Here is a 15,536-nt window from a genome sequence, read left to right as displayed (position 1 = left end):
TGAAGAAAAGCAAATAGGAAAGCAGATCCGTCAAGTCGGATCAGAACCACAGGTCAACTCAACGTGCGGATTGGATAGCGACGCATAATCATCAGCAACAGTGGCAAACCAACCAGTGCAATCACCGCACACAGCAGGAAGAATACCGCCCAGTCCCCGTCCAGAGAATCAACCATGAAACCACTGGTTGCCGAGAACCAGATGCGCGCCAGATTGGCGAGTGACGCCAGCAAGGCATACTGGGTAGCCGTGTAGGCACTGTTACACAATGAAGACAAGTAAGCCACCAGAGCCACCGTCACCAGCCCTGTCGTAAAGTTGTCTGAAGCGACAGCAAAGATAAACACTTCCGTAGACTGCCCCGATAATGCCAGCCAGGAGTAAGTCAGATTGGTCGCCGCAGTCGCCAGTCCCGATAAAAACAGCGCCTTGAGAATGCCGATTTTAGCCACCAGCACACCGCCCAAAACAATGCCAATCAGGTTGGCAGTCAAACCATATACCTTGGCCACTTCAGCAATTTCCGAGAGACTGAAGCCCAACTCACGATAAAACACACCCGACATACGGCCCAACAGGGCATCACCCAGCTTGAAGACAAAGATAAAAATCAGTATCAGCAACCAGCCTTTACGCCGGGTAAACTCCAGTAACGGAGCCGCTATGGTCAGGTAAAACCAACCCACTATACGCCTGGGAATTTCAGGCAAGAACGTCCAGCGTTCCAATAATGCCAAGGCACGCTGCTCTTCTGCGAGCGTCTCGGCCGGGGGCATCACTTTGGGCTCAGGACTCATCAATACCGCCATCATGCCGATCAGCACACCGACAGACAGCAGCAAATAGGCTGCATTCCAGCCAAAGGCTTCAGCCAGATACAGGCCGCCAGCACCACCAACCAGGGTACCTCCCAGGTGCCAGCCCCAGATACCCGCTGCAGAGCCACTGCCATACTGATGCAATTCCAGTATCTCGATACGGTAAGCGTCAATCACAATATCCTGAGTTGCGGAAATAAAGGTCACAAACAGCACCGCGGCCGCCATCAGCCAGAGACCTTCAGATGGATTGGTATAGGACAGCAGGATAATCGCCAGAATCAGCAGGCTTTGTGTCATCAAAGCCCATCCTCGCCGACGACCAAAACGTGCAGTCAGCCAGGGCAAGCGCAGACGATCAATCAGAGGAGCCCACAGAAAATTGATCGCATAAGGCGTTGCAGCAAGGGCAAACAAACCGATATCAGAACGGCTGACGCCCTCATCTCGCAACCAGATAGACAAATTGGAGAATACCAGAGGTGCCGGCAAACCACTGGAAAACCCCAACGCCAGCAGAGTCAGCATACGTCGGTCGCGGTATGCCTCTAACCAGGGTGTCAGCAGTGAAATCAACTGGATTTCGATCCTTCGCCAATCACATCACTGACCTGCGCCATAAAATACACAGGGTCAAATTCAGGTGGCAGCTGCTCATGAATAACAAAATACATGAACACTGCGTGCAACACCCCGTAGCGCAGAAAAATACCACTGAACCAGCCTGTCCAGCGTGAAGGAGGTATACGCTTCAAGCCCAACTTGCTGCGGGCAGCACCAAACAGATAGCTGTAGGTTGCTCCTACAATTGGCTGATCCGGCTGCAACTGGCCTTTACCCACCAACTGTCTGGATAGCTGGACTGCATCACGGATTGAGCGCGCCAGCGAAGTTGCCAACTGACGACTGATGTTGCTGGTTTTACCGGCTGTTTCCTTCAACAAGCAATGCTTTTCATGCAGCAGCGTATGCGCCTTGGCCAAATGAAGCGTAATGCTGCCATTACGATTCTTGCGGTAAAAAACATGCTGACTCAGGTCATTGAACAGACGACGACGTGTCAGCCAGTGGGCTAATGCGTTGAACAGGTCTTTAAAGGAAAAAAACGGCATGGTTGCCAATGGCATTACCAGTAAAAACAGGTAAAGCGATAAGAAGGTGGTACCGAGATCACGACGACTGGGCAAATAACCATCGAACAGGGCAAAAAATGCCAAAACGATGCCCATCAGAATCATGCCAGCCAATACCAGCGTATTCAGCAGATGGATCATTAAAATTCGCCGACCCGCGGCACTGGAAAAAATTACCAGCAGGAAACGCCTGATCTCACGAATCCGAAAAGAGAGTTCTGCAGTCATGTGTGTTCGTGCTCCCAATACAACCTGCCTAGTGTAACAGAAAATACTCAGGAGACAGGAAGCTTTTCGCTTCCTCAACATTAACAGGCGCCCCGTGGGGCGCCTGTTTTCAGCATTCACTCACCCTTTTCATTGGCCAGGAAAAACCAGGTATCCAGAACCGAGTCAGGATTCAGCGATACACTGGAGATTCCCTGCTCCATCAACCAGCGTGCAAGATCAGGATGGTCGGAAGGCCCCTGACCACAAATGCCGATGTATTTATCTGCGTCTCTACAGGCTTTGATCGCCATACCGAGCAAGAGTTTCACCGCTTCATTCCGTTCATCAAACAAATGCGCAATGATGCCCGAATCACGATCCAACCCAAGGGTCAACTGAGTCAGATCGTTGGAACCAATAGAGAAACCATCAAAGTATTCCAGGAACTGCTGAGCCAACAGCGCATTCGACGGAATCTCGCACATCATGATCAACCGCAAACCATTGTCGCCACGCTTCAAGCCATTATGTGCCAACAGCTCCACAACCTGACGCGCCTCACCCACGGTACGCACGAAAGGCACCATGATTTCGACATTGGTCAGTTTCATTTCATCACGCACCCGCTTCAGAGCACGACACTCCAGTTCAAAGCAGTCCTGGAAGGTTTCAGAAATGTAACGTGCAGCACCGCGGAATCCCAGCATCGGGTTTTCTTCTGCCGGCTCATAACGGTCACCACCGATCAGATGTCCGTACTCATTCGACTTGAAATCTGACATACGCACAATGACCTTGCGCGGATAAAAGGCTGCCGCCAGGGTCGAAATCCCTTCAACCAGCTTGTCGACATAAAAATCGACAGGCGACGCATAACCGGCAATTCGACGTGTGATAATCTGTTTAATATCACGTGGTTGCTGATCAAAGTTCAACAAGGCCTTGGGGTGAACACCGATCATCCGGTTAATGATAAACTCCAGGCGTGCCAGACCAACACCGGCACTGGGCAGTGACTGGAAGTCAAACGCCCGGTCAGGATTACCAACGTTCATCATGATTTCAAATGGCAAGGCTGGCATGGACTCGACACTGCTGGTCTGATGCTCAAATGCCAGCCGCCCCTCATAGGCACGTCCGGTATCGCCCTCGGCACAGGAAACAGTGACCAACTGACCATTAACCAGACGTTCAGTTGCATCGCCACAACCGACGATAGCCGGAATACCCAGCTCTCGTGCAATAATCGCTGCATGACAGGTGCGCCCGCCCCGGTTGGTGATAATCGCAGCCGCCCGTTTCATCACAGGCTCCCAGTCAGGGTCCGTCATATCCGTCACCAGCACATCACCTGGCTGCACGTCATGCATCTGATCAATCGACTCCACGACACGAACAGAACCCGAGCCGATACGATGGCCAATTGAACGCCCCTCAACCAGTACCTTACCCTTTTCTTTCAACAGGTAACGTTCCATAACTGCAGAAGAGTTCTGACTTCTGACCGTCTCAGGGCGAGCCTGAACAATATACAACTCGCCATCATCACCATCTTTGGCCCACTCAATATCCATGGGCCGACCATAGTGCTGCTCAATAATCACGGCGATTCGGGCCAGCGCCTCAACATCTGCATCATTGATGCAAAAACGGTCACGAGCCTCCCGTGGCACATCCACGGTTTCAACGGCACCGGCTGTGGTACCATCGCCGCCATACACCATCTTGATAGCCTTGGAGCCCAGATTACGACGCAGTATCGCAGGCGCACCCAGATTTAACGTGGGCTTGTAGACATAAAACTCATCTGGATTCACGGCACCTTGCACAACCGTTTCACCCAGACCATAGGCGGCCGTAATAAAGACCACCTGCTTGAAACCTGACTCGGTATCCAGCGAGAACATCACACCAGATGCACCGGTCTCGCTACGCACCATACGCTGTATACCCGCCGAAAGCGCAACCTCGCTATGGACAAACCCACGATGGACACGATAGGAAATGGCACGATCATTGTAGAGTGAAGCGAATACCTGTTTGATCGCCTGCTTGATATTGTCCAGGCCACGAATGTTCAGATAGGTTTCCTGCTGACCCGCAAACGAGGCATCAGGCAAATCTTCCGCTGTAGCCGAAGAGCGTACTGCAACAGAAATGTCCTGACCTTCAGACATGGTCTGGTAGGCTTCGGTAATGGCAGCATCAAGTGCTGGCTGAAACTCACCTGCCATAATCCATTCGCGCAGTGTCCGCCCCGTATCTGCCAATGCGCGGGTATCATTACTGTCCAGCTGATCCAGAAGTGCATTGATCTTATCAACCAGACCGTTATGCTGCAGATAGTCCCGATAGGCTTGAGCCGTGGTTGCAAAACCACCCGGCACCCTGACGCCCATATCCTTCAATTGATGGATCATTTCGCCTAGCGATGCGTTCTTGCCGCCCACCTTATATACATCGCCCATGCCTGCCTGATCAAGACGTATGACATAATCCTGCAAGGTAAACTCTCCTGTCGTTTGAGTGATTATCCGCCGCGAGTCATTTTTGTATCGGCACTAAAACAACGATGATACTTCAGTTAAAATAAAAAATCCTTGCCTCAGCCGTGATGTAAAGAAACTACATCAACAGACTGAAGACAGCTATTTAATGGACTGAACAGGTATCCTGCGTGAACAAACGAACGGCTTTTTTTATCTCCGACGGCACCGGTATTACTGCGGAAACACTTGGTAACAGTCTGCTGACCCAGTTTGAAGGCATACAGTTCGATATGATCACCCTGCCCTATATCGATACTCTTGAAAAAGCCCGGAATGTGGTCATCAAAATCAACGATGCCTGCCAGAAAGACGGTCAGGCCGCTATCGTATTCGACACCATCGTCAACCCGGACATCAGGGAAACCATCGCCTCATCAAACGGTTTCAAAATTGATGTATTCGAAACCTTCCTCAAGCCACTGGAGCAGGAACTGCAGTTACATTCCTCCTACTCTGTCGGGAAATCCCATGCCATCAATGAGTCCAGTCGCTACAAAGAGCGCATCGCATCCGTTAACTTTGCACTGGATAATGATGATGGAGGACGGGTACAGCAGTACAGCAAAGCTGACCTGATTCTGGTCGGAGTCTCCCGCTGTGGCAAGACACCCACCTGCCTTTATATGGCACTGCAATTTGGCATACGCGCAGCAAATTACCCCATCACCATCGACGATCTCGAAACAGCAGGACTGCCGGACATTCTCATGCAACACCGGGACAAACTGTTTGGCCTGACCATTGATCCGTTTCACCTGGCTGCGATCCGACACGAACGCCGCCCCAACAGTCGCTACGCATCACTGGAACAATGCGAATTTGAAGTACGAGAGGTAGAAAGGCGCTTCAAACAACTGAATATCAGCATGATCAATACGACACACTTTTCCGTCGAAGAAATTGCAACCCGAATTATGGCGGAGGCAGGACTGACCCGCCGCATCGTTTAATCCATCTGGAGCTTTTTCAATCGGTAGCGCAGTGTTCGGAACGAGATACCCAGCTGACGGGCCGCTGCGGTTTTATTGAAATCAGCCGCAGCCAATGCCCGCTTCAGTATCTGTCGTTCAACGGTTTCCATATAAGCCTCAAGCCCTACCTGACAGATCGCGTCCAGATCATCAGCGACCATCACACTTTCTGATGTGGGCACTGAACGGCCATCGGTCTGAATATCTTCAGCTTCTATTACATCGCTCTCGTTCAGCGTAATAGCACGTGCCAGTACATTTTCCAGCTCACGCACATTACCGGGAAAGCGGTGCTGACACAGGCGCTGTAGCGCTGTTTCAGAAAGCCGGGGTACAGGCCGTCCCATCTCAAGCGCCATCTGCGACAAAAAGTGTGCCGCCAGGTATGGCAGGTCCTCCAAATGCTCACGTAAAGGAGGAACTTTAAGCTCTATAACATTGATTCGATAATAAAGATCTTCTCTAAATTCACCCTGCTCTACCTTGGTTGCCAGGTCTTCATGTGTTGCACTGACGATACGTACATCAACATATTCTTCCTTCTGCGCCCCCACAGGACGCACCGACTTTTCCTGGATAGCACGCAGCAGCTTAACCTGCATATCCAGAGGCAGATCAGCGACCTCGTCCAGAAACAGGGTTCCGCCTTCAGCCGCCTGAAACAAGCCCTCCTTGTGCTGTATCGCACCCGTAAAGCTGCCCTTCCGATGACCAAAAAACTCACTTTCCATCAGATCAGCCGGAATTGCGCCACAGTTCACCGCAATAAAAGGCTTATCACAACGATGACTGCGATGATGCAGCATACGCGCAACCAGCTCTTTTCCGGTACCTGACTCGCCATGTATATGCACTGGCGCCAGACTTCTTGCCAACCGGCTTACCAGTGTACGGATCTTTTCGACCGCCTCCGAATTTCCCATCAGTTCAGGACCCGGATCACACGCTGGTGTGATTTCAGCGCTGTGGTCCAGACGCACGGCTGAGCTGACCAGATTACGCAGCGTTTGCAACTCTACCGGCTTGTTCAGAAAATCGAACGCGCCCGCTTTCAAGGCCTCTATCGCACTGCTCATGTTGCCATGTGCCGTGATCATCGCTACAGGTATCTGCGCGTAATAACGCTGAATGCGATAAATCAGATCCATGCCGTTACCATCCGGTAAGCGCATATCGGTCAGACACAACTGTATACCCCTGGGGCCTTGCTGCTCCAGTAACACCAGCGCCTCTTTGAGCGTCGAGGCTTCGAGGCAATCCACCTGCATACGTTCAAGTGTCAGGCGAATCAACTCGCGGATATCCGGCTCGTCGTCGACAACCAGAACCCGAGGGCGTCCATCAGTAATATTCAGTGATTTCATTCAGTCTCCCCGAGAGTCGCCTGAGCACTGAAGCTCAAACGAAAGCAGGTATAGCCTTGCAGTTGTTGATGCGCCAGATGGCATTGATTGGCTTGCGCCAACTCGCGTGACAGATACAAACCCAGGCCGGTCCCCTTGGCTGTAGTCGTAAAAAATGGCTCAAACAGTCGTTCACGATCCTGCTGAGCAACTGGTGGGCCGTTATTCACCACCTCAATAAAGGTCATTCGCCCTCCACCACCAGACAGCCGTACTATCACTTCCGGTACATCAGTCGAGCACGCGGCAAAATCCAGTGCATTGCGACACAGGTTACTCAGGATCTGATGCAGGTGCCCGCTATCAAAATAAACACGAATCAGTCCGTCACTTTGATCATCCAAACGCACTACGTCAGATACCTGCGGATAGATACAGGCCAGCTCATCGAGAAAATGTCTCAACCAGTGATTCAGCGTCAAGGCTTCACGCGATATCCGATCTCGATTTCCAAGCTGCAATACGTCCTCAACAATTCGGTTCACCCGTGCAGTGTTGTCCTGAATAATATCGGTCAGACGCTGATCTTCTGCAGGCAGATGACTGGACTCAGACAGCAAGGCACCGGCATGGCGAATAGCACTTAGCGGATTACGAATTTCATGCGCTATCCCCGCCGTCAAGCGTCCCAGGGCAGCCAGGCGAAGTTGCTGTGACTGATCCTCAACCACAGCGGCATCTTCCAGAAAAATCAGCACCCCGGCCTTACGACTGTCGCCACCACTGCTGATACGGACAATCTGCACCAGCAAACTGGCAGGCAGCGTATCGATACGACGTTTCTCATGCTGATGAATCGTTTCATCACACCAGAGGTGCAGCTGCAAGTTTAATTCAACACTGAAATGCTGCAGTGGTGCGCCCAGACTCTGAGATGGAGCATCCAGCAAACGCCTTGCAGCCTGATTAATCAAGCGCACGTGCTGTTGCTGATCCACCACCAGGACACCCGTAGACATCTGACTGATCACCTGCTCAGTCAGCTCCGACATATTGGCAAGATCCAGACCGCGCGCATGCGCCAAATCCGCATTTTCACGCGCCTGACGAGCCAAAACAGCCGCCAACACCGAGGTCACCAACAGGGTTAAACCCAGCAAACCAGCCATCGAATAGTTATACGCACTCGGCGTACCGTGTATCTGACTGTAAAACTGCTCTCCAAGAACAGCCAAAGAGGCCAAGGCAGCAAAGAAAACCGACAAGCGTCCCGCCAACAGCATACTGGCATTGGCAATACTGACGACCAACAGCATCCCGACACCACTGCTGACACCGCCACTGGCATGCATCATCAGGGTAAACAGCAGGATATCGACACAGGTGTGTACATACACTTGCCAGGTAAAATCTGGCGTTCGCAGCAGCAAGGGATAAATCTCCAGCACCGCAAACACGGCATAGGCGAATACAGCGCCGAGAAATAACCCCGGATAACTCTCACCCAGAGGCTCAGGAAGATAACCGGTATAGATCAACGCAACCAACAACAGCGCCAGAGCAATGCGATAAACCGTCAGCAGACGCATAATACGCCAGGCTTTTAGGTTCTGTTCCATAAACTGCGTATCCTGTTGTGGCGTCACCTGAAATCCTTGAGCCGGATCAATCCCTTGGCAAATAATACCGGGTTACCCATCTCAGGAGAATACAGGTCATTGATAACTGTGATTAACTGTGATTTGATTGCTATGCTATAAGATTATAAACCACTAGATTAGCTTGGGAGTTACTGTGGCACAAGGGGCTCAACCACTCAGCGGACTGGCCAGACGTCTGGTTATGGACGGCGTTTTTTCCTCCGAGGTTGCCACGGATGCTATCCAGAAGTCACGTGACGCCAAACAACCCTTTGTCAGCTATATCATCAAGCAGCGCCTGGTCAGTGCGCACCGCGCCGCATCGGCAGCGGCTGAAGAGTTTGGCTTGCCCCTGCTGGACCTGGATGCCATTCCCAGCGATACCCTGCCAAAAGAAATTGTTTCTGACGCACTGATTACCAAGCACCATATCCTGCCTCTGATGAAACGTGACAACCGTCTGTTTGTCGCCGTTGCCGATCCAACCAATATGCAGGGCATTGATGAGATCAAGTTCCAGACCGGGATTATCACTGAAGTCGTTATCGTCGAAGAAGACAAGCTCTCTGCTGCACTGGATATCTATCTGGACCAACAGCAGAGTTCCGCACTGGGTGACCTGGAAGATGCCGATCTCGACAATCTGGATATTGAAGACCCCAGCAAACAGAAGGATGAAGAACAGTCAGCAGAAGATGCCGCCAGTGAAGCGCCAATTGTGCGCTTCATTAACAAGGTCCTGATGGATGCCATCAAAACCGGTGCATCCGATATTCACTTCGAACCCTATGAGAAAAGCTATCGGGTACGTTGTCGTATCGATGGCATTTTGCAAGAGGTGCATCGTCCACCGATGAACCTCGCCACCCGCCTTGCGGCGCGCCTGAAGGTCATGTCTCAGATGGACATCTCAGAAAGACGCGTACCTCAGGACGGGCGCATCAAAATGAAAATTTCCAAAACGCGCTCGATTGATTTCCGTGTAAACACCCTGCCAACACTCTGGGGTGAAAAAATCGTACTGCGTATACTCGACCCCACCAGTGCACAGATAGGTGTTGAAGCACTGGGCTTTGAACCTGACCAGAAAAAAACCTATCTCAACACTCTGGAGCAGCCTCAGGGCATGATTCTGGTCACAGGCCCCACAGGTTCAGGTAAAACTGTCACCCTCTATACCGGCCTGAACATTCTCAATACCGCGGAACGTAACATTTCAACCGCTGAAGATCCGGTTGAAATCAATATGGACGGTATTAACCAGGTCCACGTAAATACCAAGGTCGGGCTAACCTTTGCCGAAGCGTTGCGCTCATTCCTGCGTCAGGACCCGGACGTGGTCATGGTGGGTGAGATACGTGACCTGGAAACCGCTGAAATTGCCATTAAGGCAGCACAAACGGGCCACATGGTCCTTTCGACACTGCACACCAACAGCGCTCCAGAAACGCTGACCCGACTCCGTAACATGGGAGTTCCGGCCTTTAACGTAGCGACCTCGGTCAGCCTGATTATTGCTCAACGTCTTGGACGGCGCTTATGCGAATCCTGCAAGCGCCCAATCACCCTGCCTGAAGCCACATTACTGGAAGAGGGCTTTAAACCTGAACAGATTCCCGACCTGCACCTCTATGAAGCCAACCACGAAGGCTGCTCCAAGTGCAATAAGGGCTACAAGGGTCGTGTCGGCATTTATGAAATGCTTTCCATGACTCAGGAGATCGCCGAATGTATCATGGAAAATGGTACCTCACTGGATATACTGCGTGTTGCGCGAAAGCAGGGATTCAAAACGCTACGTGAGTCGGGGCTACTCAAAGTAGCCAACGGCCTGACCAGCCTTGAAGAAATGAATCGCGTGATTAAAACCTGACCAGGGAAATAACTCAGATGGCGACAGCAGCAGCGAAAAAGGAAAAGAAAAAAGTTACGTTCCAATGGGAAGGGAAAGATCGTAGTGGCAACCGCAGCAAAGGCAAGATTGATGCGGAAAACATTGCTATAGCCAAGTCCTTGCTGCGCAAGCAGGGGATCAATCCCAGCAAGGTTGCCAAACAGAGCAGTCTGTCATTGCTGGGCAGCAAAAACAAGCCGGTAAAACCCCTGGATATTGCCTTCTTTACCCGGCAAATGGCTACCATGATGAAATCCGGCGTGCCCTTACTGCAGGGGCTGGAAATCGTTGCCAATGGTACCGAGAAGGTGAAACTCAAAGAACTGACCTATGAGATTCGTAACGACGTCAACGGTGGCAGCGACTTCTCAACCGCCCTCTCACGTCACCCGAAATACTTTGATGACCTGACCTGCTCACTGGTCCGGGCTGGAGAACAATCCGGCGCACTGGAAACCATGCTGGATCGTATCGCCACCTACAAAGAAAAAATTGAGTCACTGAAAGCCAAAATCAAAAAAGCAATGACCTATCCCGCAGCAGTTGTCGTGGTAGGTATTATTGTTTCTGCCATTCTACTGGTAAAAGTGGTGCCTCAGTTTCAGGATATTTTCCGCAGTTTTGGTGCCGACCTGCCCGCTTTCACTCTGTTTGTCATCGGCTTGTCAGACCTGGCACAGAAATACTGGTTTTTTGCCCTGATCGGCTTTGTGTTGCTGGGCTTCGGCTTTACCAAAGGCATGGAAAAATCACAGAAATTTCATGATGCAGTCGATCGTTTTGTTCTAAAAATACCGGTACTGGGTGAGATTCTGTACAAGGCCGCCATAGCCCGGTTTGCCCGAACCCTGTCCACAACCTTTGCCGCAGGTGTACCCTTGGTATCAGCACTGGATTCCGCTGCAGGGGCTTCCGGAAACGTAGTATTCAGAACTGCGATTATTCAGATACGCAATGGTGTCTCTACCGGTCAATCCCTGCAGAATGCGGTCACCATGACCGGCATCTACCCGGCCATGGTGACACAAATGATAGCCATCGGAGAAGAAGCCGGTTCGCTTGACACCATGCTGGACAAAATCGCCAGCTTCTATGAAGAAGAAGTCGACAATGCCGTAGACAACCTGTCCAGTCTGCTCGAACCGCTGATCATGGTGGTACTCGGAACCCTGGTCGGCGGTCTGGTCATTGCAATGTACCTGCCAATCTTCCAGCTGGGTAACGTTGTCTAACACATGATTGCATTTGAACTCTTTGCGGCTCACTCAGGGTGGGCCGTTCTATTTTCAGTGACCCTGGCGTTATTGGTCGGCAGCTTTCTCAATGTAGTCATTTTTCGACTACCGGTGATGATGGAGCGTGAATGGCACGCAGCCACCCATCCTGAAGAACCTGCAGCAACCGACACATTCAACCTGGCAGTTCCAGCTTCCCGCTGCAACCAGTGCGGCCATCAGATTCGCTGGTATGAAAATGTCCCGGTCATCAGTTGGCTGATACTCAAAGGTCGATGCAGTCAGTGCCATGCGCCGATCAGTGTGCGCTACCCTGTCATTGAGGCTCTGAGCGGCCTGTTGTGCGGCATTGTCGCCTGGCAGTATGGCTTCACGACCCAGGGGCTGGCGCTGATGTGCCTCACCTGGGCATTAATTGCACTGACATTTATCGACATAGACCATCAACTCCTGCCCGACAGCATCACCTTACCCCTGCTATGGCTGGGACTGCTGCTGAACAGTTTTGAACTGTTTACCACGCTCAGTAGTGCGGTCTGGGGCGCAGCGCTGGGGTATCTGGCTCTCTGGAGTGTCTACTGGGGCTTCAAGCTGCTGACTGGCAAGGAGGGTATGGGTTATGGAGACTTCAAGCTTCTGGCTGCCCTGGGAGCCTGGGGAGGCGCCATCAGCCTTCCGATGATCATCCTGTTTTCATCCATCGCAGGTGTCCTGCTGGCAGGTGTACTGATCGCACTGCGCAAACACCAGGCAGCTAACCCCCTGCCCTTCGGACCTTATCTTGCCATCGCTGGCTGGTGTGCCATTCTCTGGGGTGAACCAGTGATGCGCTGGTATCTGGGAGGCTAATAGGGGCTAAATCAGCCAGCTGTTTATTAGCCCGGGAACACAAACGCCAGATCCGGATCTATAGCCACACGGTGTTTACCTTCAGCCACCGGATGCATCGGCCCCAGAATCCGCGCCTTATACTGCCCTTCGACAGGGCAAATACCGGTCTCCATATCACACGGACGAATCGTAATTTCTTTGGTAACGCCCAGTTGACGTACTGACACCAGATCCACCAGTACGCCACCGGCCACACCGATTTTCAACCCTTCAGGCCTCACCAGTATTTGTACTGGCGCACCATCCGCATGCCCCGGCGCAGGAACACGACCCAGAGGTGTGGGTACATATCCCTGTTCGACATAGCCCGACAGACGATTAATGGGACCAAAAAGCCCGGCAACAAACGTATCAGCAGGCCGGAAATAGACCTCATCCGGTGTGCCTGATTGACGCAGATGCCCATCGGCTCCCAGAATTTTGATGCGATCTGCCATCGCCATCGCCTCTTCCGGATCATGGGTGACCAGCAAGGTCGCCACCCCTCGCTCTTTCAGCACGTGAGCCGTCTCTTCACGCACCTGTGCACGCAGTGTTGTATCCAACCCGGAGAACGGCTCGTCCAGCAGCATGACCCGAGGCTCGGGAGCCAGGGCTCTGGCTAAAGCAACTCGCTGCTGCTGTCCACCTGAGAGCGTGTGCGGATAGGCCTGCTGATAATCTGCCATACCCACGCGTTCCAGCAATCGCTGAGCACGCACCAGTGCTTCCTTGGGCGCAATCCCGCGCAGACCAAACATCACGTTCTGAATCACATTGATATGCGGAAACAGTGCAAAGTCCTGAAACATTAAACCAACGCCACGACGCTCCGGAGGAAGCTGGTATCCAGGTTCAGCCACCAGTTCACCACCGATGGTAATCCGCCCCTGCTGAATGGGTTCAAGCCCTGCAGCCAAACGCAGCAAAGTGGACTTACCACTCCCGGAAGAGCCCAATAAACAGACCAGCTCGCCCGCCTCAGCACCCACAGAAACACCCTTAAGGACTTCCCGGCTACCAAAAGCATGACGTATCTGTTTTAACTGAAGTCCGGTATCCAGCTGTTTCATGGGGTATTTCCTCCGGAACGACTTTGAGAAATGGTGTAAGACAGCAACAATGTCGGGATCAGGCCAACCAGCACGATACTCAGGGAACCCAGCGCAGCCAGTTCAATCTGCTCATCTTTGGCATACTGATACACATGTGTTGCCAGCGTGTCGAAGTTAAATGGCCGCAACACCAGTGTTGCAGGAAGCTCTTTCATGGTATCCACGAACACCAGAATGGCAGCTGTACCCAAACTACCACGCAATATCGGCACATGGACATCACGGAGCACCCCGGAAGGGGTTCGACCCAGCGTTCGGGCAGCGCCATCCAGATTGGGCCGGATACGTGTCAAACCAGCTTCCATGGTGCCATAAGACAAAGCCAGGAAGCGCGCCACATAGGCATAAATCAGAATAAAGACCGTACCGGAAAGCAACAAGCCGGTCGAGATACCAAAATATTCTCGCATCAAACCATCGACAAAATTGTCAAAATAGCCGAATGGAAACAGTATCCCAACCGCCAGAACCGCACCCGGTACAGCATAACCCAGCGATACCATACGCAGGCAACCCGTCAGCAGCGGCCCTCTGCCCAAACGACCAGCATATGCCAGAAATAGCCCCAAGGCCACGGCGATAGCCGCTGCAATCGCTGAAAGCATCAGGCTGTTACGTGCATAGATGGGAAAACCCGCCGCCCAGGAGGCTTCATAGTGGCTTAACGAATAGATCACCAACTGACCACCCGGAATAACAATGCCAAACAGAATTGGCAAACTGCAGGCAATAACGGCTCCCCACGCTTTCCAGCCTTTCAGCTGAATTCTGACGGGTGGCGTACTGCGTGTGCTCGTATGATAGCGTTTCTTGCGTCTGGCCATACGCTCGATCAGAATCAGCACCACGATAAAAATGAGCAGCACCACTGCAATCTGGGCACCACCACCCAGGTTGCGCATATGCAGCCAGACATTAAAAATTCCGGCAGTCAGCGTACGCACTGCGAAATAGTCGACTGTACCAAAGTCGTTCAGCGCCTCCATCAACGCCAGGATGACACCGACAACAATTGAGGGTCTGGCAATAGGCAGACCGACACGCACAAAACTTTGCCAGGGCGAACATCCGAGTGTACGGCTGGCTTCCAGCATGGTGACCGATTGCTCCATAAACGCAGCACGGGACAGTAAATACACATAGGGATAGAGCACCAGCACCATCATGGTAATCGCCCCACCCAGGGAGCGGATATCCGGAAACCAGTAATCCCGGGGCGTGCGCCAACCAAATGTGTCCCGAAGCATAGATTGGAGCGGACCGGAAAACTCCAGCAGATCCGTATACACATAAGCAACTACATACGCGGGCATTGCCAATGGGATCAACAACGCCCATTCAAACACGCCTCGCCCAGGAAAGCGGCACATACTTACCAGCCAGGCGGTCCCTGTTCCGATAATAAAGGTGCCAACACAGACACCCAGCATTAACCAGAGCGTGGTACGGATATAGCCAGGGAGAACGGTATCCATCAAATGCGGCCAGATGTTCTCTGTTGGGAACATCGCCAGGACAATTACAGCAAAAACAGGCAGAAGAACGATAGCCGCAATCAGCAGGCTACCAAGAGTCCAGAAATCAAAATTGAGACGCACCCGCCAGCGTTTGAACATACCGGATGCCAGGGAAGAATAACTACTCATAAACTTCTGTGATTTCCACTCGCCCTCAAGCTCATTCGCTGTTTGCCACACAGACAGAGATAGATAAAAAAATAAAACCGGAGGTGTCGATGACACCTCCAGTCAGGGATTT

At 52.1% G+C, this 15,536-nt stretch carries 11 protein-coding genes; 4 read left to right on the top strand and 7 right to left on the bottom strand.

The annotated features are described in order from the left end of the window. Positions 1-53 precede the first annotated feature (53 nt). From ADINL_RS12350 to ppsA, 3 genes are all read right to left on the bottom strand, one after another. Positions 54-1,394, bottom strand: a complete 1,341-nt coding sequence (locus tag ADINL_RS12350; RefSeq protein ID WP_239644384.1) for an AmpG family muropeptide MFS transporter — start codon at positions 1,392-1,394, stop codon at positions 54-56. Next, positions 1,391-2,179 carry a hypothetical protein gene (locus tag ADINL_RS12345; RefSeq protein WP_036548318.1) on the bottom strand — a complete coding sequence of 263 codons (789 nt, stop codon included), beginning with the start codon at positions 2,177-2,179 and terminating at the stop codon, positions 1,391-1,393. Before ADINL_RS12345 ends, ADINL_RS12350 begins: the two co-directional genes overlap by 4 nt. Positions 2,180-2,295: 116 nt before the next feature. Continuing rightward, positions 2,296-4,665, bottom strand: coding sequence for a phosphoenolpyruvate synthase (gene ppsA / locus ADINL_RS12340; protein ID WP_036548315.1), 2,370 nt, complete (start codon positions 4,663-4,665; stop codon positions 2,296-2,298). Between the two features lie 173 nt (positions 4,666-4,838). Here ppsA and ppsR point away from each other — a divergent pair, with 173 nt between their 5' ends. Then, positions 4,839-5,660 (top strand): posphoenolpyruvate synthetase regulatory kinase/phosphorylase PpsR, encoded by an 822-nt coding sequence (ppsR, locus tag ADINL_RS12335; protein ID WP_036548312.1) that lies wholly within the window; start codon positions 4,839-4,841, stop codon positions 5,658-5,660. Here ppsR and ADINL_RS12330 read toward each other — a convergent pair. Both ADINL_RS12330 and ADINL_RS12325 read right to left on the bottom strand, forming a co-directional pair. Next, the gene (locus ADINL_RS12330; RefSeq protein ID WP_152547674.1) at positions 5,657-7,045 is read right to left on the bottom strand and encodes a sigma-54-dependent transcriptional regulator; all 1,389 of its coding nucleotides are present in this window, start codon (positions 7,043-7,045) and stop codon (positions 5,657-5,659) included. The two genes, ppsR and ADINL_RS12330, sit on opposite strands and share 4 nt — an antisense overlap. Next, on the bottom strand, positions 7,042-8,643 hold the full coding sequence (locus ADINL_RS12325) for a sensor histidine kinase (protein WP_051632778.1): 1,602 nt from the start codon (positions 8,641-8,643) through the stop codon (positions 7,042-7,044). Before ADINL_RS12325 ends, ADINL_RS12330 begins: the two co-directional genes overlap by 4 nt. A 175-nt stretch (positions 8,644-8,818) precedes the next feature. Between ADINL_RS12325 and pilB the strand changes: the two genes are divergently transcribed. Genes pilB through ADINL_RS12310 form a run of 3 tightly spaced genes read left to right on the top strand, consistent with a single transcriptional unit; the run spans position 8,819 to position 12,642 of the window. Continuing rightward, positions 8,819-10,537, top strand: a complete 1,719-nt coding sequence (pilB, locus tag ADINL_RS12320) for a type IV-A pilus assembly ATPase PilB (RefSeq protein WP_036548310.1) — start codon at positions 8,819-8,821, stop codon at positions 10,535-10,537. 17 nt (positions 10,538-10,554) lie between these two features. Then, positions 10,555-11,790, top strand: coding sequence for a type II secretion system F family protein (locus ADINL_RS12315; protein WP_036548307.1), 1,236 nt, complete (start codon positions 10,555-10,557; stop codon positions 11,788-11,790). A 3-nt stretch (positions 11,791-11,793) separates the two neighbouring features. Next, positions 11,794-12,642, top strand: coding sequence for a prepilin peptidase (locus ADINL_RS12310; RefSeq protein ID WP_036548304.1), 849 nt, complete (start codon positions 11,794-11,796; stop codon positions 12,640-12,642). Positions 12,643-12,668: 26 nt separating this feature from the next. Here ADINL_RS12310 and ADINL_RS12305 read toward each other — a convergent pair whose 3' ends face one another. Further along, positions 12,669-13,736 (bottom strand): ABC transporter ATP-binding protein, encoded by a 1,068-nt coding sequence (locus ADINL_RS12305; protein ID WP_036548300.1) that lies wholly within the window; start codon positions 13,734-13,736, stop codon positions 12,669-12,671. Further along, entirely contained in the window at positions 13,733-15,424 is a 1,692-nt protein-coding gene (locus tag ADINL_RS12300) for an ABC transporter permease (protein ID WP_084154502.1), read from the bottom strand. The genes ADINL_RS12305 and ADINL_RS12300 overlap by 4 nt, the downstream gene beginning before the upstream one ends. Positions 15,425-15,536: the final 112 nt, after the last annotated feature.

Source organism: Nitrincola lacisaponensis (assembly GCF_000691225.1).
Taxonomy (GTDB): Bacteria; Pseudomonadota; Gammaproteobacteria; order Pseudomonadales; family Balneatricaceae; genus Nitrincola; species Nitrincola lacisaponensis.
Note: the sequence above shows the minus strand (reverse complement) of the source record. Positions and strands in the feature narration are given on the sequence as shown.

Excerpts from the sequence above, each read along its gene's own strand:
- ADINL_RS12330 (WP_152547674.1), bottom strand. The coding sequence starts at position 7,045 with ATGAAATCACTGAATATTACTGATGGACGCCCTCGGGTTCTGGTTGTC.
- ADINL_RS12345 (WP_036548318.1), bottom strand. The coding sequence starts at position 2,179 with ATGACTGCAGAACTCTCTTTTCGGATTCGTGAGATCAGGCGTTTCCTG.
- ADINL_RS12300 (WP_084154502.1), bottom strand. The coding sequence starts at position 15,424 with ATGAGTAGTTATTCTTCCCTGGCATCCGGTATGTTCAAACGCTGGCGG.
- ADINL_RS12310 (WP_036548304.1), top strand. The coding sequence starts at position 11,794 with ATGATTGCATTTGAACTCTTTGCGGCTCACTCAGGGTGGGCCGTTCTA.
- ADINL_RS12305 (WP_036548300.1), bottom strand. The coding sequence starts at position 13,736 with ATGAAACAGCTGGATACCGGACTTCAGTTAAAACAGATACGTCATGCT.
- ADINL_RS12325 (WP_051632778.1), bottom strand. The coding sequence starts at position 8,643 with ATGGAACAGAACCTAAAAGCCTGGCGTATTATGCGTCTGCTGACGGTT.
- ADINL_RS12315 (WP_036548307.1), top strand. The coding sequence starts at position 10,555 with ATGGCGACAGCAGCAGCGAAAAAGGAAAAGAAAAAAGTTACGTTCCAA.